Origin of the sequence: Streptomyces malaysiensis subsp. samsunensis (assembly GCF_024519315.1) — a bacterium.
GTDB classification, from domain to species: Bacteria; Actinomycetota; Actinomycetes; order Streptomycetales; family Streptomycetaceae; genus Streptomyces; species Streptomyces malaysiensis.
This window is the reverse complement of sequence record NZ_JANIIC010000002.1, coordinates 312,863-331,267: the sequence shown is the minus strand read 5'-3', so window position 1 is coordinate 331,267 and position 18,405 is coordinate 312,863. Positions and strand designations below refer to the sequence as shown.

General features: G+C 70.4%; 21 protein-coding genes. 14 read left to right on the top strand and 7 right to left on the bottom strand.

Annotated elements, in window-relative coordinates; all coding sequences use genetic code 11:
* Positions 1-16 precede the first annotated feature (16 nt).
* Positions 17-1,288 (bottom strand): FAD-binding protein, encoded by a 1,272-nt coding sequence (locus NQU54_RS02650; RefSeq protein WP_257629546.1) that lies wholly within the window; start codon positions 1,286-1,288, stop codon positions 17-19.
* Between the two features lie 176 nt (positions 1,289-1,464).
* Here NQU54_RS02650 and NQU54_RS02645 point away from each other — a divergent pair, with 176 nt between their 5' ends.
* From NQU54_RS02645 to NQU54_RS02580, 14 genes are all read left to right on the top strand, one after another.
* A complete protein-coding gene (locus NQU54_RS02645) occupies positions 1,465-2,313 on the top strand; it encodes an MIP/aquaporin family protein (RefSeq protein WP_257629545.1) in 849 nt (282 codons plus the stop codon).
* Positions 2,314-2,438: 125 nt separating this feature from the next.
* Entirely contained in the window at positions 2,439-3,956 is a 1,518-nt protein-coding gene (gene glpK, locus NQU54_RS02640; protein ID WP_102936621.1) for a glycerol kinase GlpK, read from the top strand.
* 208 nt (positions 3,957-4,164) lie between these two features.
* A complete protein-coding gene (locus tag NQU54_RS02635) occupies positions 4,165-5,310 on the top strand; it encodes a glutathione-independent formaldehyde dehydrogenase (RefSeq protein ID WP_257629583.1) in 1,146 nt (381 codons plus the stop codon).
* 86 nt (positions 5,311-5,396) lie between these two features.
* On the top strand, positions 5,397-5,876 hold the full coding sequence (locus NQU54_RS02630; protein ID WP_257629544.1) for a hypothetical protein: 480 nt from the start codon (positions 5,397-5,399) through the stop codon (positions 5,874-5,876).
* A gap of 6 nt (positions 5,877-5,882) precedes the next feature.
* Entirely contained in the window at positions 5,883-6,893 is a 1,011-nt protein-coding gene (locus NQU54_RS02625; RefSeq protein ID WP_257629543.1) for an SRPBCC family protein, read from the top strand.
* Positions 6,894-6,923: 30 nt separating this feature from the next.
* Positions 6,924-7,367 carry a gas vesicle protein GvpJ gene (gvpJ, locus tag NQU54_RS02620; RefSeq protein ID WP_257629542.1) on the top strand — a complete coding sequence of 148 codons (444 nt, stop codon included), beginning with the start codon at positions 6,924-6,926 and terminating at the stop codon, positions 7,365-7,367.
* Positions 7,367-8,152 carry a GvpL/GvpF family gas vesicle protein gene (locus tag NQU54_RS02615; RefSeq protein ID WP_257629541.1) on the top strand — a complete coding sequence of 262 codons (786 nt, stop codon included), beginning with the start codon at positions 7,367-7,369 and terminating at the stop codon, positions 8,150-8,152. The genes gvpJ and NQU54_RS02615 overlap by 1 nt, the downstream gene beginning before the upstream one ends.
* A gap of 2 nt (positions 8,153-8,154) precedes the next feature.
* On the top strand, positions 8,155-8,406 hold the full coding sequence (locus NQU54_RS02610; RefSeq protein WP_069860332.1) for a gas vesicle protein GvpG: 252 nt from the start codon (positions 8,155-8,157) through the stop codon (positions 8,404-8,406).
* 3 nt (positions 8,407-8,409) lie between these two features.
* Positions 8,410-8,808 carry a gas vesicle protein GvpO gene (gene gvpO, locus NQU54_RS02605; RefSeq protein ID WP_257629540.1) on the top strand — a complete coding sequence of 133 codons (399 nt, stop codon included), beginning with the start codon at positions 8,410-8,412 and terminating at the stop codon, positions 8,806-8,808.
* Positions 8,805-9,188 (top strand): gas vesicle protein, encoded by a 384-nt coding sequence (locus NQU54_RS02600; protein ID WP_257629539.1) that lies wholly within the window; start codon positions 8,805-8,807, stop codon positions 9,186-9,188. Before gvpO ends, NQU54_RS02600 begins: the two co-directional genes overlap by 4 nt.
* Positions 9,185-9,991: a GvpL/GvpF family gas vesicle protein gene (locus tag NQU54_RS02595; RefSeq protein WP_257629538.1), complete on the top strand. Its 807-nt coding sequence runs from the start codon at positions 9,185-9,187 to the stop codon at positions 9,989-9,991. The genes NQU54_RS02600 and NQU54_RS02595 overlap by 4 nt, the downstream gene beginning before the upstream one ends.
* Positions 9,988-10,188: a gas vesicle protein gene (locus NQU54_RS02590; RefSeq protein ID WP_069860336.1), complete on the top strand. Its 201-nt coding sequence runs from the start codon at positions 9,988-9,990 to the stop codon at positions 10,186-10,188. The genes NQU54_RS02595 and NQU54_RS02590 overlap by 4 nt, the downstream gene beginning before the upstream one ends.
* A complete protein-coding gene (locus NQU54_RS02585; protein WP_257629537.1) occupies positions 10,178-10,486 on the top strand; it encodes a gas vesicle protein K in 309 nt (102 codons plus the stop codon). The genes NQU54_RS02590 and NQU54_RS02585 overlap by 11 nt, the downstream gene beginning before the upstream one ends.
* A gap of 124 nt (positions 10,487-10,610) precedes the next feature.
* On the top strand, positions 10,611-11,702 hold the full coding sequence (locus NQU54_RS02580) for a DUF5937 family protein (protein ID WP_257629536.1): 1,092 nt from the start codon (positions 10,611-10,613) through the stop codon (positions 11,700-11,702).
* A 21-nt stretch (positions 11,703-11,723) separates the two neighbouring features.
* Here the strand turns inward: NQU54_RS02580 and NQU54_RS02575 are convergent, their stop codons facing one another.
* The 6 genes from NQU54_RS02575 to NQU54_RS02550 all read right to left on the bottom strand — a co-directional run bounded on the left by NQU54_RS02575 (position 11,724) and on the right by NQU54_RS02550 (position 18,306).
* Positions 11,724-13,625 carry a CocE/NonD family hydrolase gene (locus tag NQU54_RS02575; protein ID WP_257629535.1) on the bottom strand — a complete coding sequence of 634 codons (1,902 nt, stop codon included), beginning with the start codon at positions 13,623-13,625 and terminating at the stop codon, positions 11,724-11,726.
* A gap of 8 nt (positions 13,626-13,633) precedes the next feature.
* Positions 13,634-14,578 carry a transporter substrate-binding domain-containing protein gene (locus NQU54_RS02570; protein WP_257629534.1) on the bottom strand — a complete coding sequence of 315 codons (945 nt, stop codon included), beginning with the start codon at positions 14,576-14,578 and terminating at the stop codon, positions 13,634-13,636.
* A 52-nt stretch (positions 14,579-14,630) separates the two neighbouring features.
* The gene (locus tag NQU54_RS02565) at positions 14,631-15,884 is read right to left on the bottom strand and encodes a dipeptidase (RefSeq protein ID WP_257629533.1); all 1,254 of its coding nucleotides are present in this window, start codon (positions 15,882-15,884) and stop codon (positions 14,631-14,633) included.
* Positions 15,881-16,669 carry an amino acid ABC transporter ATP-binding protein gene (locus NQU54_RS02560; protein WP_257629532.1) on the bottom strand — a complete coding sequence of 263 codons (789 nt, stop codon included), beginning with the start codon at positions 16,667-16,669 and terminating at the stop codon, positions 15,881-15,883. Before NQU54_RS02560 ends, NQU54_RS02565 begins: the two co-directional genes overlap by 4 nt.
* Positions 16,666-17,574 (bottom strand): amino acid ABC transporter permease, encoded by a 909-nt coding sequence (locus tag NQU54_RS02555; protein ID WP_257629531.1) that lies wholly within the window; start codon positions 17,572-17,574, stop codon positions 16,666-16,668. Before NQU54_RS02555 ends, NQU54_RS02560 begins: the two co-directional genes overlap by 4 nt.
* Before the next feature lie 177 nt (positions 17,575-17,751).
* Positions 17,752-18,306, bottom strand: coding sequence for a GNAT family N-acetyltransferase (locus tag NQU54_RS02550; protein ID WP_257629530.1), 555 nt, complete (start codon positions 18,304-18,306; stop codon positions 17,752-17,754).
* Positions 18,307-18,405: the final 99 nt, after the last annotated feature.

Here is an 18,405-nt window from a genome sequence, read left to right as displayed (position 1 = left end):
GCGGTCCCCGGCCCCGTCACCCGGTGGGGAAGTAGTTCTCCAGATAGGCGTTGCGGAACTTCCCCGCCGGGTCGTGCTCGGCCAGCAGCCGCGCGAAGTCGGCCGCCCGGTCGTACGAGGAGAGGATCCGCTCCGGCGCGGCCGTCGTCAGCTTGCCCCAGTGCGGCCGCGCCCCCAGCGGCAGCAGCGCCTCCTCCATCGCGGCCACCACCTCGATCACCGCGTCGTGATCGGGGACCCAGGTGAAGTGGAAGGCCACGCTGTCCCGGCCGTACGCGGGGCTCAGCCACAGCTCGTCCGCCGCGACCGTACGGACCTCGGACACCTGGACCACCGGCGCGATCCGGTCGCCGAGGCCGCGCAGCGCCGCGAACGCCGCCGAGGCGGCCTCGCGCGGCAGCAGCAGCTCCGACTGGAGCTCATCGCCGTTGCTGGGGGTGAAGTCCGGGCGGAAGTGGGGCAGCCGCTCATGCCACGGCCCCGGCGCGCCCAGCTGCTCGGTGCAGTGCAGCGGCGGCATCGCGGGCACCGGGTGGTGGTGGCGGTCGGCCGGGCGGGCGCCCAGCCACGGCTGCCCGGGCTCCGGGGGATCGGGCAGATCGGTGCGGCACTTCAGCCACACCACGCCCTCGCCCGAGCGCCAGTCGGTGAAGACGCTGACGCTGTAGGCGGCGCCGAAGATCTCCTCGAAGCTGTCGTCCAGCCGGTCCAGCGGAAGCCCGGTCCACAGCCACTGGGCCACGTCGAAGGTGGGCTCGATGTCCAGCGTCATGGTGGTGACGACGCCCAGTCCGCCGAGCCCGACCACGGCCCCGTTCAGCCGGTCCCGGTCCTGGTCCCGGTCGATCCGGGTCACCTCGCCCCCGGGGCCGACGATCTCCAGCCCCGCGACCGCGGCGGCCAGACAGCGCTGGGCGCTCCCCGAGCCATGGGTGGCGGTGGCGCAGGCCCCCGCGACCGTGATGTGCGGCAGCGAGGCGAGATTGGCCAGCGCGTAACCCTCCGTGTGCAGGGCCTGGGCCACATGGGCATAGCGCATGCCCGCCGCGACGGTCGCCGTGCGCTTCCCGGCGTCGATCCCGACGCGGTGCGGCAGCCGGTCCAGGTTGACCAGATCGCCCTCGGTGTCGGCGATGCGGTTGAAGGAGTGGCCCGTGCCCAGGACCCGCACCCGGTCCGCGGAGCGCACGGTCCGCCGCAGCTCGTCGACGGTGTCCGGGTGGTGCAGCCGGGCGGCGGAGAAGGTGATGTTCCCGGCCCAGTTCGTCGGGGCTTGGGTGGTCGGCATCCGTGTCGTCCTGTTTCCGGTGGTGGGCGATTTTCCGATGGTGGGCGATGGGTGATGTTGTCATGCCCTTGGTACAGGTCCACACCCTCATCCGTACAGACCCGGATTCGCCGTCCATGCCCCGGACGGCCCAGCAGGACGGGCCGCCCCACCTGGGTCGCGCCCACGATGGGCCCATGACTGCCCCGAAGCGAAACCGTGAGAGGTCGGTACTGCTCGGCGAGCTCTGCGCGGAGTTCGTGGGCACCATGGTGCTGATCCTCTTCGGCTGCGGCGTCGTGGCGCAGGTCGTGGCGGGCGGTGCGCTCACCAAACCGCCGGGCGGGCTGGGCGACCACGACTCCATCTCCTGGGCCTGGGGGCTGGGCGTCACGCTCGGCGTCTATGTGGGGGCGCGGCTCAGCGGAGCCCATATCAACCCGGCGGTCACCGTCTCGCTGGCGGCCTTCAAGGACTTCCCCTGGGCCAAGGTCGTGCCGTACGTGGTGGCCCAGACGCTCGGCGCGTTCGTCGGGGCCCTGCTGGTGCGCTGGAACTACACCGAGGCGCTGGGCCACGCCGACCCCGGGCACACCTTCAAGACCCAGTACGTGTTCTCCACCCTGCCCGGCAACGGTGTGCTCCCGGTGAGCGAATGGGGTGCGCTGCGCGACCAGATCATCGGCACCGCGATCCTGGTGCTGCTCATCTTCGCCGTCACCGATGTCCTGAACTCGGCCCCGAGGGCCAATCTGGGGCCCTTCATCACCGGTCTGATCGTGGTCGCGATCGGCATGGCGTGGGGCGCCGACGCGGGGTACGCCATCAACCCGGCCCGTGACTTCGGCCCCCGGCTGGCCAGCTACATCACCGGATACGACACCGCCTGGCGGGACCAGTACGGGAACTTCTACTTCTGGGTGCCCATCGTGGGCCCGCTGGTCGGCGGGCTCATCGGCGCCGCCCTGTACAAGGTCCTCATCAGCCGCTATCTGCCGATGCCCGCACCACCGGAGCCGGGACGCGCACCCGCCCCCGAGGGGTGATCCGGGCCGGACCCACCCACGAGAGGAGGCAGCGTGAGCGACGCGCGTGCGGCCGCCGGGCCGCGGATGGTGACGATGGCCGCGCCTCTGTGCCGTGTGGGCGGAGAAGCGAACGAGGAGGCAGCATGCCGGAATTCGTCGGTGCGGTGGACCAGGGAACCACCAGCACCCGTTTCATGATCTTCAACCATGACGGGGACGAGGTGGCGCGGTACCAGTTGGAGCACCACCAGATCCTGCCGCGCGCGGGATGGGTCGAGCACGACCCGGTGGAGATCTACGAGCGCACCAACTCCGTGATGCAGAACGCCCTCCGCGCGGGCGGGCTCTCCCCAGGCGACCTGGCCGCGATCGGCATCACCAATCAGCGCGAGACCACGGTCATCTGGGATCCGCGCGACGGCCGCCCGTACTACAACGCCATCGTCTGGCAGGACACCCGCACCGACACCATCGCAGCCGCCCTCGAACGGGACGGCCACGGCGAGGTCATCCGCCGCAAGGCGGGGCTGCCGCCCGCCACCTACTTCTCCGGCGGCAAGATCAAGTGGATCCTGGACAACGTCGACGGCGTCCGGGAGGCGGCCGAGCGCGGCCACGCCCTGTTCGGCAACACCGACGCCTGGGTGCTGTGGAACCTCACCGGCGGCCCCGGCGCCGGTATCCACGCCACCGATGTCACCAACGCCAGCCGCACCATGCTGATGGACCTGGAGACGCTGGACTGGGACGACGAGCTGCTGGAGATCTTCGGCATCCCACGGGCGATGCTGCCGACGATCAACCCCTCCTCCCACCGCGAGGCGTACGGCAAGGCCCGCACCTCCCGCCCGCTGCGCAGCGCCATCCCCATCACCGGTGTCCTCGGCGACCAGCAGGCGGCCACCGTCGGCCAGGTCTGCTTCGCCCCCGGCGAGGCCAAGAACACCTACGGCACCGGCAACTTCCTGCTGCTCAACACCGGACAGGAGCTGATCCGCTCGCCCAGCGGGCTGCTCACGACCGTGGCGTACCAGTTCGGCGACAGCCCTCCCGTCTACGCCCTGGAGGGCTCGATCGCCGTCACCGGCTCGGCCGTCCAGTGGCTGCGCGACCAGATGAGGATGATCGACGCCGCCGCCGAGAGCGAGCGGCTCGCCCTCACCGTGGAGGACAACGGCGGGGTGTACTTCGTGCCCGCGTTCTCCGGGCTCTTCGCCCCGTACTGGCGCTCCGACGCCCGGGGCGCGATCGTCGGCCTCACCCGCTTCAATACCAACGGCCATCTGGCCCGGGCCACCCTGGAGGCCATCTGCTACCAGAGCCGGGACGTGGTCGAGGCCATGGAACGGGACGCCGACATCCACCTGGACGTGCTGCGGGTGGACGGCGGGGTCACCGACAACGATCTGTGCATGCAGATCCAGGCCGATGTGCTGGGCGTACCGGTCAGCCGCCCCGCGATCGCCGAGACCACGGCGCTCGGCGCCGCCTACGCGGCGGGGCTGGCCACGGGATTCTGGCGGGACACCGATGAGCTGCGCTCGCACTGGAGCGAGTCCAGGCGGTGGGAGCCCCAGTGGGACGAGAAGGCCAGGGAGAAGGGGTACGCCGGCTGGAAGAAGGCCGTCCAGCGCACCCTGGACTGGATCACGGTCGAGTAGGCACGGCGGGCCCGGGGCCGTGCGTTCGTGATCGTCGGTCATCAGCCGCGCACGGCGGGTGCGGAGCGGTGTGACCGCGCCGCACCCGGTTGCGCCGGGCGTCCGACGGCGTTTCGCTGGAAGTACCCGGTGGTGGCCGAGCCCCCCTGGGACCGTGCTGTTCCGCCACCACCGCCGCTCGTCAGCAACCGACGCGGAGGTGATCCAGGTGAAAGCCGTCGTCTATGAAAAGCCCTATTCGGTGGCCGTGAGGGACGTCGACGACCCTCGGATCGAGCATCCCAACGATGTGATCGTGCGCATCACATCCAGCGCGATCTGCGGCTCCGATCTGCATATGTACGAGGGCCGTACGGCGGCCGAACCCGGCATCGTCTTCGGACACGAGAACCTCGGAGTGGTCGAGGAGACCGGCTCCGGTGTGGTCTCGCTGGCCAAGGGCGACCGCGTGGTCATGCCGTTCAACGTGGCCTGCGGATTCTGCAAGAACTGCCTCGCCGGCGACACCGGCTTCTGTCTGACCGTCAACCCCGGGTTCGCGGGCGGCGCCTACGGCTATGTGGCGATGGGCCCGTACAAGGGCGGCCAGGCCGATCGGCTGCGGGTGCCCTTCGCCGACTTCAACTGCCTGAAGCTGCCCCAGGGCGATGAACTCGAGACCGACTTCATCCTGCTCGCCGACATCTTCCCGACCGGCTATCACGGCTGTGAGCTGGCCCAGGTCTCCCCGGGTGAGAGCGTGGCCGTCTTCGGCGCGGGCCCGGTGGGGCTGATGTCCGCCTACTCGGCGCTGCTGCGCGGCGCCGCCACGGCGTTCGTGGTCGACCGGGTCCCCGAGCGGCTGGCGAAGGCCGAGGAGATCGGCGCCATCCCCATCGACTTCTCCAAGGCCGACCCGGTGCGGCAGATCCTGGACCGTACCGGCGGCGAGGGCACCGACAAGGGGATCGACGCGGTGGGCTACCAGGCCCAGGCGCACGACGCCGGCCATGAGGAGCCCGCGTCGGTGCTCAACTCGCTGGTCGACACGGTGCGGCCGACCGGACGGCTCGGCGTACCGGGGCTGTACGTGCCCTCCGACCCCGGCGGCCCCGATGAGCACGCCAAACACGGTCAGCTGCTGGTCTCCATCGGCCGGATGTTCGAGAAGGGCCAGCGCATGGGCACCGGCCAGTGCAATGTCAAGAGCTACAACCGCCAGCTGCGCGACCTGATCATCGCCGGGCGCGCCAGGCCCAGCTTCGTGGTCTCCCATGAACTCCCGCTGGACCAGGCCCCGCTGGCGTACGAGAAGTTCGACAAACGGGTGGAGGGCTACACCAAGGTGGTGCTGCATCCGGCGCTCGCGGCCTGACGCATCACTGAATAGGGTGATATGCACCATAATTGGTTGTATCACCCGAACGGCTGTCTCTTTCAGCTCCGGGAGGAGGAGCGATCATGAAGAACTCCCGGGTGGCGCTGGCCTTCGTCAGTGGCTATCTCTTCGGGCGCGGCCATAAGGGGACCTTGGTCCTCGGACTCGCCGGTCTCGCCGCGGGCAAGCGCCTCACCTCCGGTATCAGCCCACCGGGAGCCGAGCAGCTGAAGTCCTCCGAACTGGGCAAGCTCGGCCAGGACATCGGCAGCCGTCTGACCTCCGCGGGCCGGGAGGCGGCCATGTCGGCGGCCAGCCGCCGCATCGACGCCCTGAGCGACCGGCTGGAGCATCGCGCCTCGGCGCTGCGCCCCGGCGGCGCGGGGGACCGCGAGGCGGAGGCCGGGGAGCACGAGGAACCGGAGGAGCACGAGGAGCGCGAACGTGGGAGCGCCTCACGGCCCCGCGAGCGCACCGGAAAGCAACGCAAGCCGGCCGACCGTTCGGCGCAGGCCAGGAAGCGGACCGGCGCCGAAGGGCCCGCGCGGCGGAGCCAGAGGTGAGGGGCCATGGCTGAGGAAACCCCCAAGGGCCGGGCCGGCGGGCTCGCCCAGGAACTGCCCACCGACCGCCTGCTGAAGGAAGCGCAGAACCTGCTGATGGCGCTGGGCGAAAAAGCCCTGGAATCGGTCACCCACCTGGGCAAGAACCCGGGGACGGGCGGGCTGAAGGGCGGTCTGGAACAGGTCAAGGAGAAGGTCGTCGACACGGCCAAGGAGCAGGTCAAGGAGCAGGTCAAGGAGAAGGCCGTCGACAAGGTCAAGAGCGTGATCCCGGGCCTCGGCGGCGGCGGCGACGGCGGTGGCAAGGGCGGCAAGAAGCTCAAGGTCACCAACATCGTGGAGCAGATCGACGTGGGCGCGCCCCTCTCCCTCACCTACAACCTCTGGACGGAGTGGGAGAACTTCCCCTCGTACATGAAGAAGGTCGAAGACGTCCAGAACGAGGCCGAGGAGGACCGCGAGGACGAGGCCGGGACGGAATCCGAGTGGAAGGCCCAGGTCCTCTGGTCGCACCGCAAGTGGCGGGCCGAGGTGGTCGAGCAGGTGCCCGACAAGCGCATCATCTGGACGTCACGGGCCGACAAGGGCCATGTGGACGGCACGATCACCTTCCATGAGCTGGCCCCCGATCTCACCCGGATCCTGTTCGTCCTGGAGTACTGGCCGCAGGGCTTCATGGAGCGCACCGGCAACCTCTGGCGCGCCCAGGGCCGCCGGGTGCGCCTGGAGATGAAGCACTTCCGCCGCCATCTGATGCGCGAGGTGCTGCTCAACCCCGACGAGGTCGTGGGCTGGCGCGGTGTGGTGCACGACGGCGAGATCGTGGAGGACGACGAACGGGAGGGCCGCGGGCCCGAGGAGGAAGAGCCCGAGGAGGGCGAGGAGTACGACGAGGGCCGCGAGGAGTACGAGAACGAGGAGCCCGAAGAGCCCGAGGAGTTCGAGGACGAGGAGCCCCGGGACGAAGACGAGGAGGAGTACGAGGAGGAGCCCGTACGGCGCCGTGCGCGCCGCTGACGGACCCTGCCCCCGGAACGGGTGAGCGCGGTGACCGTAGCACGCCAGCAGCAGAGCCAGTATCTGGACCGGGCGAGCTCCAGCGCCCTGGTCGACGTGGTCGACCTCATCCTGGACAAGGGCCTGGTCATCGATGTGTATGTGCGGGTGTCCCTGGTGGGCATCGAGCTCCTGACCATCGACGCCCGTATCGTCGTCGCCAGCGTGGACACGTATCTGCGGTTCGCGGAGGCGACCAACCGACTCGACCTCGCCCGCAGCGGCACCGAGACCCATGGCCTGCCCGGCCTCATGGACGAGATCCGGGAGGGCGGTGGCAAGAGCAAGACCAAGGGCGCCCTGGAAGGCGTCAAGGAGTCGGTCTCGAATCTGCTCCAAGGCGATGAGGACGAGGACCGGGAACCCGAGGCCGAGGAGCGGGAGCGGCCCCGGCGCACGAGGGGTTCCTCCAGCCACAGGGAGCGCGAGCGGTGATGGCCGAGGACGGACGTGCCTGCTATGTCTACGGGGTCGTCATGGGCGACCGGGCCGATGAGTCGGTCAAGGACCTGCCCGCCGTCGGCGACCCGGAGGCCCCGGTGGCCCTGGTCCGCCACGGCGGCCAGGCCGCGGTGGTCAGCGAGGTGCCGGTCGACAAGCCGCTGGGCACCCCGGAGGATCTGCGCACCCATGCCAGGGTGCTGGACCATCTGGCCGCGCAGGGCTCACCGGTGCTGCCGTTCCGGTTCGGCACCGTGATGCCCGACATCGCGGCGGTGACCGACGAGCTGCTGACCGAGGGGCATGACGCCTTCGCCCGCGGCCTCGACCGGCTCCGCGGCCGGGCGCAGCTCACCGTGCGGGCACGCTATGAACAGGACGCGGTGTTGCACGAGGTGGTCACCGAACAGCCGGAGGCCAGACGGCTCCGCGAGGAGCTGCGGGGGCTGCCGGAGGAGGCGGGCTACGAGCAGCGGATCGAGCTCGGCCGGCTCGTCATGGACAGCATCGCCGCCAAGCGGAGCGTGGACGCGCTGGAGCTCGACCGGCGGCTGGCGCCGTACGCGCTGGCCTCGGTCTCCGAGGAGCCGGCGTCCTCCGAAGGGCTGGTCAACGCCTCGTTTCTGGTGGATGACGCGAAGCGGCAGGCGTTCGAGGAGGCCGCCGAGCAGCTCGCAGAGCACTGGCACGGCCGGGTCCGGATGCGGCTGCTGGGGCCCCTGGCGCCGTACGACTTCGTGGCCGACGCACTGCTCGAAGGAAAGGAAGGCGACGAGTAGCCATGGGACTGTTCACCGGCCTGGCCACGCTGCCGCTGGCCCCGGTGCGGGGTGTCGTCTGGGTCGCCGAGCGGCTCCACGACGAGGCCCATCGGCAGCTGTACGACCCCGAGGTGATCAAGGAGCGGCTGCAAGAGGTCGCCGAGGCCCGGGAGAGCGGAGAGCTCACCGAGGAGGAGGCGGCCCGCGAGGAGGACGAGCTGGTCCGCAGGCTGATGTCCCAGGGGCCGCCCGGCGGGGGCATGGAGGTATGAGCCGTGCCCCGCGAACGGCCCCGCGAGGAAGGCCACCGCGAAGAACGGCCGCGTGCCCGGACCCATGAGGCCCATGAGCCCCATGAGGCCCATGAGTCCCGTGAGGTACGGGACCGGCACGAGCGGCCCCGGCGGCGTCCCGCCCTCGACGCCCGCGACGCCGCCCGCAGCGCCGCGCGCCATGTGGCGGGGCTGACCGGACGGACCCCGGAGGGCGTCACCTCGCTGGAGCGCCGGGAGGACGGCTGGTCCATCGGCATCGAGATCGTCGAGACCCACCGGATCCCGGACTCCACCGACATCCTCGCCGAGTACCGCGTCGAACTCGACGGCCGCGGTGAGCTCGTCTCGTACCGCCGCGCCGAGCGCTACTACCGGGGCAGGGCGGAGGACCGGACATGAACCAGAGCTCCGACTGGAACGCGCCGGTCCGGCGCACCGGCGCCGCACGCGAACCGGCCCGCCGTGGCGCCGAGCCCTCCAGCCTGGCCGACATCCTGGAGCGGGTGCTCGACAAGGGCATCGTCATCGCCGGCGACATCCAGATCAACCTGCTGGACATCGAACTGCTGACGATCAAGATCCGGCTGCTGGTCGCCTCCGTGGACCGGGCCAAGGAGATGGGCATCGACTGGTGGGAGCACGATCCCACGCTCTCCTCCGGCGCCCGGGACGTCCTGGAGGAGAACGAGCGGCTGCGCCGCCGCGTCGGCGAGCTGGAGGACGGCAGCGGCGCGCGGCGGGAGGAAGACCGCGGCGCGGAGCGGGAGGACGAACGGTGACCGATACCCTCGCCACCTGGCTGTACGCGGTGACCGCCGCCCCGGAGGACGGCACTCCGCCGCAGGGGCTCACCGGTGTGGCGGACGAGCCGGTGCGCCTGGTGGAGGGCGCGGGGCTGGCCGCCGTCGTGGGCTCGGTACCGCTGGCGGACTTCGACGAGGACGCGCTGCGCGGCCATCTGGAGGACCTGGAGTGGCTGGAGCGCACGGCCCGCGCCCACCACCGGGTGATCAACGGCGCGGCCCGCCACGGCCAGGTCATCCCGCTGCGCTTCGCCACGCTCTACCACGACGACGACCGGGTCCGCGCCATGCTCCGGGAGCGCCGCGAGGACTTCACGGACACCCTGCGGCGGGTGGCGGGCCGCACCGAGTGGGGCGTCAAGGCGTATGTCGACCCCCGGTCGTTCCTGCCCGACCCCGATGAGTCCGAGGACGAGGGGAGCCCCGGAACCGCCTATCTGATGCGGCGGCGGGCCCAGCGGCAGGACCAGGAGACCGCGCATCTGCGCGCGACCGAGCGGGCGGAGGAGATCCACTCCTCCCTCGCCGCGCTGGCGGTGGCGACGGCCGCGCACCCACCGCAGGACAGCGCGCTGGCCGCGTACGAGGGGTGGATGGTGCTGAACAACTCCTATCTGGTGCCCGACGACCTCACCGAGGACTTCACCGCCCTGGTGAGGGCCCTGGGGGAGCGTTACCCCGCCGTCACCCTGGAGGTCAGCGGCCCCTGGCCGCCGTACTCCTTCACCGCTCCGCCGAAGCCCGCGGGAGACGCCCAGCCGGAGGAGAAGCCGTCGTGACCCGTGCGATCGAACGGCGGGAGGTGGCCCTGGTCGACCTGCTCGACCGGGTGCTCGCCGGAGGTGTGGTGATCGCGGGGGAGATCACCCTGAGCATCGCCGACATCGACCTGGTGCGGATCTCGCTGCGCGCCCTGATCGCCTCCGTACGGGTGGAGAACGACGAGGGATGGGAGGGCGACCGCGATGACGGCTGACCGCGCTCCCCGGCCCGGCCGGCGCATCGAGGTGGACGAGGAGTCGGTCCGCAAGAGCCTGGCCGGTCTGGTGCTCACCATCGTCGAACTGCTGCGGCAGCTCATGGAACGGCAGGCGCTGCGCCGCGTCGAACAGGGCGGCATCAGCGATGAGCAGATGGAGAAGCTCGGGCTGACGCTGATGGCCCTGGAGCGGAACATGGCCGAGCTGCGGGAGCACTTCGGGCTGACCGAGGACGACCTCAACCTGGACCTGGGCCCGCTGGGCCCCCTGCTGCCCCGCGACCGGGACCCCTGACCGGTCCCCGACCGGCCTCCGGTACACCTCCGATCAGCCTTTGCCCAGCCGCTGACCAGGGCGTCCGGTCCTGATACGCGAGACACCCCGGCCGCTCCCGGTACCCGCCGAGTACTGTGCGGGTGTGGGGATCACGCTCAACCTCCAGCGCGCACAACCGGCCGACGTGCATGTCGGCCGCTCACCGCTGGCCGAGCTCATGTCGGTGCTGCACATCATGGCCGAGCCCGACCACCACCCCGAGGCCCAGCGCTGGACACACCGGCTGGGGACGGCGATCTCCCCCTCCCTCGCCCATGAGATGAGCGCCCTGTCCCCGCTGTGGGCCCGGCTCCGCTGCCGGCTGCTGTTCCCGCTGGGACTCCCGCTCGACCAGCCCTTCGAGGACGAGCTGCGCCATCTGGAGAGGCTGCCGCTCGAAGAGTTCGTGGGCCTGTGCTCCCAAGGGGCGCTCGGCTTCCGCGAGGCCGTGCCCCCGGCCCACAGTCTGCTCACCGACCCCGAGTCCGCCGAGCGCTATGTGGCCCAGTGCGAGCGGCGGTCCTTCCGGCGCGGGGAGCTGGCCCATGATCTGGTGGCCTCGCCCGAGGCGCTGCGCGGCCGGCTGCTGTGCTTCCTGGACTCCTGCGCCGAGACGTTCTTCGCCACCGAGTGGCGTACGGTCCGCGACCGGCTGGAGTCGTCCGCCGCCCAGGTCCGCACCGACATAAGGCGGCGCGGTCTGGCCGAGGTGCTGGCCGGGCTCAGCCCCACCGCGGTGGTCTCCCGGGGCGGCTCGCGGGTGCGCTACGACAAGCTGGCCGTCGCCGAGATCGAGATCGGCCCGCGCCCGCTCTTCCTGATCCCCTCCGTCCATGTCTGGCCGCATCTGATCGTCAAGGACGAGAAGACCCACCCCGTGGTGCTCCAGTTCGCCGCCCAGGAGGACCGGACGGCCGATCAGCTCACCCAGGCCGAGCTGCGGGCCCGGATGTCCGCCCTGGCGTCCCTGGGCCGGATGGAGCTGTGCCGCCATCTGCTGGGCGAGCCCATCACCACCTCCGAACTGGCCCAGCGGCTGGGGCTCGCCGACACCCAGGTCTCCCGCACCCTGCGCCAGCTCAGGGACGCCGGGCTCATCGAGTCCGAGCGCGAGGGCAAGTACGTCTACCACCGGCTGGCCACCAGCACCCTGCTCCGGCTGGGGCAGGACGTGCTGGCGACCATCATGCGCTGACGGCCATGAGCCGACGGCCCGTCAGCCCGGCCGGGTCCACAGCAGCACCGCCGAAGGATGGTCCGCGTCCATGTGGACGCGGTTGGTCGCGACCACCTTGCGGCGGCTGGCCGCCTCCGGCACCCCGGTATTGGAGTTGACGTCGAACCGGGGGAAGTCGCTGGAGGAGATGTCCACCCGCAGCCGGTGCCCGGCCCCGAAGCGGTTGGCCGTGTCCGGCGCCGGGATCTCGATCTCATAGACCTCGCCCTGCTCCAGCGGCTCCGGGCGCTCGAACGACTTGTGGAAGCGGCAGCGGAAGATGCCCTCGGTGAGGTTCATCGCGAAGCCGTGCGGATAGTCCTCGTTCGGCGGATGCACATCCACCAGCTTCACCGTGAAGTCGGTGTCCGGCGCCGAGGAGGAGATGAACAGCCGCGCTGTGACGGGCCCGGCCACCACCAGCGGCTCCTCCAGCGGGGGAGTGGCGAGCGAGATCACATCGGGCCGGGAGTTCAGCGGCAGATACGGCGGGCGGGCACCGTAGAACCGCTCGTCCGGCACCTGGTCGAAGGCGCCGCCCACCATCACCGGCTCACCGGAGGTGACCTGGCCGCCCAGCGTCGGCACCGGGTCGTTCGGGTCGAAGTCGTACTCCACCCACGCCCGTTCGGCCTCCGGCCGCTCCGGGCCGAGCTCGCCCGAGGTGTGGCAGTAGAACGCGGTCTCCCGGGTCCCGGCCGGGGGCCACTGGGCGTCGGTGCGCCAGTGGCCGCCGTGCCGCATCCGCCCGGCCGCGTCCCGGCGGCCGTCCCCGCCGCCCATCAGGAAGTACTGGACCCGTGGGATCGACTCCGGATCACCGTCCCCCAGCACCGCGTCGAACCAGCGCTGCCGGAACGACAGATACGAGGTGTCCACATTGCCGCTGAAGGTCGCGGCGGGCCCGAAGTCCACGTCCCCGGCGAAGGTGACACAGCGCAGTCCGTGTTTCCACGGCCCCATCACCAGATACGCCGGGGAGCGCTTGAGCCGGCCCATGGCGGTGAAGTTCTCGATGGTGGAGCGCACATACGGGTCGTACCAGCTCGACATGTGCAGGGTGGGCACATCCGGGAAGCGGTCGTAGTGGCCGCGCCCGTAGATGGCCGGCTGCCGCCAGTACGCCCCGAAGGCGTCATGCCGCCACTGGTCGAGCAGATAGCGCTCGTAACTGCCCACCTGGCGCAGCGGTGAGACGCCGGTCCGCCACGGCAGCACGGTGAACCAGTCGCGCAGATCCGTCCCCGCGAACGCCTTGCGCACCAGCGGGTCCCGCTCCGCCTCCGGGCTCTCCTCACCGTGCCGGAAGGCCCAGGTGACCTGCTTGAGCTCGAAGGCGCCCCCCATCCGCATCCCGGCCTCATAGGCGCTGGCGAAGCCGCCGGAGTCCATGAACATCGCGGACAGCCCGGCGGGGGACTCGGCCGCGGCCGCCGTCTGGGCGTGTGCCGAGTAGGACACCCCCATCATGGCCACCCGGCCGTCGCACCAGGGCTGGGCGGCGATCCAGTCGATGGTGTCCGCGCCGTCCGGCCCCTCGCCCAGGTACTTCACGAAGGTGCCCTCGGAATCCCCGCGGCCCCGGCAGTCCTGCCGCACCACGTGGTACCCCGCGCGGACGAAGAACGCCGAGGTCTCCTCCGGCGTCGGCACCGGCTCGTCATGGCGGCTGCGGTCGGAGTCGCGCATCCGGCGGCGGCCGTAGGGGGTCCGCTCCAGGATGACCGGACGGGGTCCGGGCCGCTCCTGATGGGTGAACAGATCGGCGGCCAGGACGGTTCCGTCCCGCATCGGGACGCGCAGGGTGCGCCGCCACACCCGCTGCTCCAGCAGCCGGGCGGGCTCCTCCCGGGCCGTCCGCTCCCTGTCCCCGCTCGTTTCCGTCCGACTGGTTCGTGCCATGGAAGATCTCACTGGGTCTGGGATTGCTTGGAGCCGTTGAGGGCGATCTGGCCCCGGGTGACGGTGGACAGCGGCAGCCCCCACTGGCCGAAGAGCTTGGCGTAGGTGCCCGACTCGTACAGCTTCCGCAGCCCCTTGACGATCACGGGGGCGAGCCCGGAGCCCTTCTTGGCCTGGATGCCGTAGACGGCCGTCGCGGCGGGCAGGTCCAGCATGTCCTCGAGTTCGAGGGTCTCGAAGCGGTCGTGCGAGTTCTGGCTCACCGAGGTGTTGGAGGCGCTGGGCGCGGCCACCGCCTCCACGCGCTTGCTCTGGAGCGCCAGCGAGGCGGCGGGCAGATCGGTGTAGAGCTTGGCGTCCACCGACGGCTTGCCCTTCGCCGCACACCGCTTGTTCTGCGCCGCGAGCACGTTCTGCGTTCCGGCGCCCTTCTCCACGCCGACCTTGTGCCCGCAGACCTCCAGGCCGTTCTTGGGGTGGAAGGAGCCGTCCCCCCGCACCAGCAGCGTCACACTGCTCTGCGCGAAGTCGGCGAAGTCGACCTCCTTCTGACGCTCGATGAAGTCGCCGGAGGGGGCGCTGAGATCGATCCGGCCGGACTTCAGCCCCGGGATGACCGCGTCGAAGTTGGTCCGCTCCACCTTGATCTTTATGTCCAGCAGCGAGGAGAGCTGTGCGGACAGTTCCGGGACCAGCCCGGTGATCTTTCCGTCGGACTCGAAGGTGACATACGGCGCGTACTCGCTGACGCCCATGATCAGCGTCTTCTTCGCATAGGCCGGGGGGACCTCGGCGGCCAGCGCGCTGTCCCTGGGCTCGGGGGCGAGCGTGACCTCCGGATGGCTCTTGCTGTCCTTGCCGGCCGCGGGGGTGTCGTCCACCGAGCAGGCGGACAGCGTGAGCGTCAGACAGGCCAGCAGTGCGCATGCGGCGACAGGGGGACGGTTGCGCATGGTTGCTCCATTCCGGGAGGTGGGGGTGGCGGATGCGGAAGAACGGGGCCGGTCAGCGGCCCCAGACGGTCTCGGCGACGCGCCGTACGTTGCCCCCGGCCAGCTTGGCCACGTCCGCTTCGGAGTAGCCGCGGTCGAACAGCCACCGGATCATATTGCCGACGGCCTCCGCGGGATTCTCACAGCCCCGTACGTACTCGACCTCCTCGTGCGGCGGCAGTTCGGGGGCCATGCCGTCCAGCGCGTCGTCCTTGCCGAAGAGCGGGGCGAACGTCCGGTGCCAGGCCGTGTGATCGCCGAAGTTGGTGTCCGGGCCGAAGGCCACATGGTCGATGCCGACCAGGTCGATACAGCGCTCGATGTGCTCCATCACCGAGTCCAGGCCGTGCCGGGGGTGCCGCGCGGTGATGGTCGTATGCGGCGCAGCCTCGACCCCGATGAACCCGCCGGACCCGGCGCAGGCCCGGATCACATCGTCCGGCTTCATCCGCGGGGTCGGCCACAGCGCCCGGGACCCGGCATGGGTGATCACCACGGGGGCGGTGGAGCGGCGCACGGCGTCCAGGGCCGTCGCGTCCCCGCTGTGCGAGACATCGACGATGATCCCGAGGTCGTTCATCCGGCGCAGCGCCCGGCGGCCGAGCAGGGTCAGCCCGGTGTCACCGGCGTCGGCCAGCCCCGAACCCAGCTGATTGCTCTCGCTGTAGACCACGCCGAGCAGCCGCACGCCCAGACCGTAGAGCAGATCGAGCCGGTCGACGTCATTGCCGATGGGGGAGGCCGACTCCAGGGTCAGCACCACTCCCACCTGGTGGGCGGCGCGCGCCCGGTCGGCGTCCTCGAGCGTATGGACCGGCGCCACCAGCCGCTGATGGGCGAGGTCGGCCTGGCGCATCGCCAGATCGCTGACCGCGTCGTCCCAGTCCCAGGGGGCATGGGAGCGGATCATGCTCACCGCGGCCGGGCCGCCGTCGAAGAACAGGTCCACCCCCGAGTGCGCGATGCCCTCGTAGGGGATCGACTCCCGGCCCTGGCGGCGGTACGCGGCGAAGTCGCCCGGATCCGCGGGGCGCAGCGAGAGATGGTCATGGGCGGAGATCACCTGATGGCGCTCCTCGAAGTCCCGCGCGCGGACCTCGACGGCCTCGCTCCACTCCAGCGCGGCCCCGGGGACCCGGCCGAGCGCGGGCGCCAGCCCGAAGGCCCGGAAGTCCTGCCCGGCCTCCAGATACTGGTACGAGCGGTAGGAGTCCCACAGCTTCAGCCGCCGGACGGTCTTGGCGGGCAGGGGCAGTTCGGTGCTCATGGGCTGACCTTCGACAGGAACGTACGGGTACGGTCGTGTGAGGGAGCGCGCAGCAGCAGCTCCGGGGCGCCCTCCTCGACGATCCGGCCGTCGTCCATGAAGACGATCCGGTCGGCGACATCGGCGGCGAAGCGCATCTCATGGGTGACGACGACCAGTGTCATGCCCTCACGGGCCAGGTCCTTGATGACGCTGAGCACCTCCTGCACCATCTCGGGGTCGAGGGCGGAGGTCGGCTCGTCGAAGAGCATCACCTTGGGGCGCATCGCCAGGGCGCGGGCGATGGCCACCCGCTGCTGCTGGCCGCCGGAGAGCTTGTCCGGATAGCTGTCCAGCTTGTGGGCGAGCCCCACCCGGGTCATCAGCTCCACCGCCCGCGCGTCGGCCTCGGCCCTGGAGAGCCCGAGCACCCGGCGCGGGGCCTCCACGATGTTCTCGCGGGCGGTGAGGTGCGGGAACAGATTGAAGCTCTGGAACACCATGCCCATCACCGAGCGCTGGGCGGCCAGCTCCCGGGGGCCCAGCTCATCCAGGGTGCGCCCGCGCAGCTGATAGCCGATCACGCTGCCGTCGACCACCACCACGCCCTGGTCCGGCACCTCGAGATGGTTGACGCAGCGCAGCAGCGTGCTCTTCCCGGATCCGGAGGGGCCGATCAGGCAGACCGTCTCACCTCGATGGATATCCAGGGAGATGCCGTGCAGCACCTCGGTTCCGCGGAACGACTTGCGGATCCCGCGCAGGGAGACGACGGCCTGCGATTCCTTTTCCGTTGGCACGGTCATACCGAGTGCTCGATCCTCTTCACTTTCCCGGCCTTGTCGGCCGAAAGCATGGTGTGTCGTCCCAGACGTCGCTCCAGGCGCTGCTGAAGAAGAGTAATGACGCCGGTGATGATCATGTACCAAATTGCGGCAACGATCAACAGGGGAACGGTCTGGAAATTTTTGGCGTAAATCAGCTGTACCGAGTAGAGCAGGTCGGCCAACGTGATCACGCTGACCAGGGAGGTGGCCTTGAGGAGAGATATCAGCTCATTTCCCATCGGCGGGACGATCACCCGCAGCGCCTGGGGGAGGGTGACGCGGAAGAAGATCTGAGCCGGTGTCAACCCCAGTGCGGACGCCGCCTGTCGCTGTCCATCGGGCACGGCGAGCAGCCCCGAACGGATCAACTCCGCGATGTACGCGGTCTCGTGGAGGGTCAGCCCGATGATCGCGGCGGTCAGCGGACCGATGACGCTGTTCGAGTCGAAGGTGATGAAGCGCGGTCCCCAGGGGATGCCAAGGGACAGTGTGGGAAAGAGGGCGGCGAGGTTGTACCAGAAAAGCAGCTGCACCAGCATGGGAATGCTGCGGAAAACCCAGATGAAGGCCGCCGCGACCGTGGACATGAGCCGGGAGTCGCCCATTCGCATAAGAGCGACCAAAGTGCCGGACACCAGAGAAAGCGCCATGGTCACCGCGGTCATTCCGATACTGACCCCGATACCCTTCAGCACCCGGATTTCAAAGAAATATTTCGCGACCGTTTCCCACTCGAAACGTGGGTTGGTGAATATCGTGGTCACCGCCATCGCGGCCAGTACCAGCACGATCGAATTGGCCACCAGAAGTCCGGGACGCCGTCGCTTCGCGCGTTTGAGCACGGTTGGCTCGGGCAGTGCATCGACGTTCAGGACTTTGGTCATGGCAGGCCCTCGGACGGTCGGGTCGCGGCAGAATTACCGCATCCTAGAACCGCATGCGCGGATGCCCACCAACAGTTGACACAGAACGGTCAACCGTAAACGGGGGAATGTCTCCGGCCGCCCGGATCGGCCGGGCGGGCGGATGGACGGGCGTTGGCGGACGCGGCTCCGCCGGGCCTAGAGCCCCTTTTCGAAGGGGAGCGGGCCGATGGTCTCCGGGTCGGCCGAAATATCGAACAGCGCGGTGTAGCCGGTGGTCAGATACAGCCCGCGCGCCTCCGGCTGACGGGGCCCGGTGGTGAGGTAGATCCGCCGGTAGCCGCGCTCGGCGGCCGACCGCTCCAGCTCCGCCACCACCCGGCGGGCCAGCCCGCGCCGGCGGTGGCCCGAATGCGTCCAGATCCGCTTGAGCTCCGCCGTCCGTTCGTCGTACCGCCGGTACGCGCCCCCGGCGACCGGCTCACCGGCCTCCAGCAGCAGAAGCAGCTCCCCGTGCGGCGGGGCGAACTCCTCGGCCGGATAGCGGTTCAGCTCACGGTCGGCCGACCTTCCGTAGCGGGTGGAGTACTCATGCGCCAGCTCGCGCAGCAGCGGCTCGACCCGCGGATCGTCCACGGTCACGTGGACCACCGTCAGCTCGGGCGGGGGTTCGGCCGCGGTGGCCGCGCCGGAGCGCGGACCGGTCTCGGAGCCGTCGTCGGTGGCGGCGATGCCGAGGAACTCCAAGGGCATGGGGCGACCTTTCGGAAGGCGGGAACAAAGCGGGAACGCGGGCAAGCGGGACAGGAGAGGGAGGCGCCCCGGGGCCGGAGTGCGGCGCGCTGCCGGGGG

Excerpts from the sequence above, each read along its gene's own strand:
- NQU54_RS02570 (WP_257629534.1), bottom strand. The coding sequence starts at position 14,578 with ATGCGCAACCGTCCCCCTGTCGCCGCATGCGCACTGCTGGCCTGTCTG.
- NQU54_RS02615 (WP_257629541.1), top strand. The coding sequence starts at position 7,367 with ATGGCCGAGGACGGACGTGCCTGCTATGTCTACGGGGTCGTCATGGGC.
- NQU54_RS02555 (WP_257629531.1), bottom strand. The coding sequence starts at position 17,574 with ATGACCAAAGTCCTGAACGTCGATGCACTGCCCGAGCCAACCGTGCTC.
- NQU54_RS02585 (WP_257629537.1), top strand. The coding sequence starts at position 10,178 with ATGACGGCTGACCGCGCTCCCCGGCCCGGCCGGCGCATCGAGGTGGAC.
- NQU54_RS02610 (WP_069860332.1), top strand. The coding sequence starts at position 8,155 with ATGGGACTGTTCACCGGCCTGGCCACGCTGCCGCTGGCCCCGGTGCGG.
- NQU54_RS02560 (WP_257629532.1), bottom strand. The coding sequence starts at position 16,669 with ATGACCGTGCCAACGGAAAAGGAATCGCAGGCCGTCGTCTCCCTGCGC.
- NQU54_RS02625 (WP_257629543.1), top strand. The coding sequence starts at position 5,883 with ATGGCTGAGGAAACCCCCAAGGGCCGGGCCGGCGGGCTCGCCCAGGAA.
- NQU54_RS02550 (WP_257629530.1), bottom strand. The coding sequence starts at position 18,306 with ATGCCCTTGGAGTTCCTCGGCATCGCCGCCACCGACGACGGCTCCGAG.
- NQU54_RS02575 (WP_257629535.1), bottom strand. The coding sequence starts at position 13,625 with ATGGCACGAACCAGTCGGACGGAAACGAGCGGGGACAGGGAGCGGACG.
- NQU54_RS02565 (WP_257629533.1), bottom strand. The coding sequence starts at position 15,884 with ATGAGCACCGAACTGCCCCTGCCCGCCAAGACCGTCCGGCGGCTGAAG.
- glpK (WP_102936621.1), top strand. The coding sequence starts at position 2,439 with ATGCCGGAATTCGTCGGTGCGGTGGACCAGGGAACCACCAGCACCCGT.
- NQU54_RS02650 (WP_257629546.1), bottom strand. The coding sequence starts at position 1,288 with ATGCCGACCACCCAAGCCCCGACGAACTGGGCCGGGAACATCACCTTC.
- NQU54_RS02600 (WP_257629539.1), top strand. The coding sequence starts at position 8,805 with ATGAACCAGAGCTCCGACTGGAACGCGCCGGTCCGGCGCACCGGCGCC.
- NQU54_RS02630 (WP_257629544.1), top strand. The coding sequence starts at position 5,397 with ATGAAGAACTCCCGGGTGGCGCTGGCCTTCGTCAGTGGCTATCTCTTC.
- NQU54_RS02645 (WP_257629545.1), top strand. The coding sequence starts at position 1,465 with ATGACTGCCCCGAAGCGAAACCGTGAGAGGTCGGTACTGCTCGGCGAG.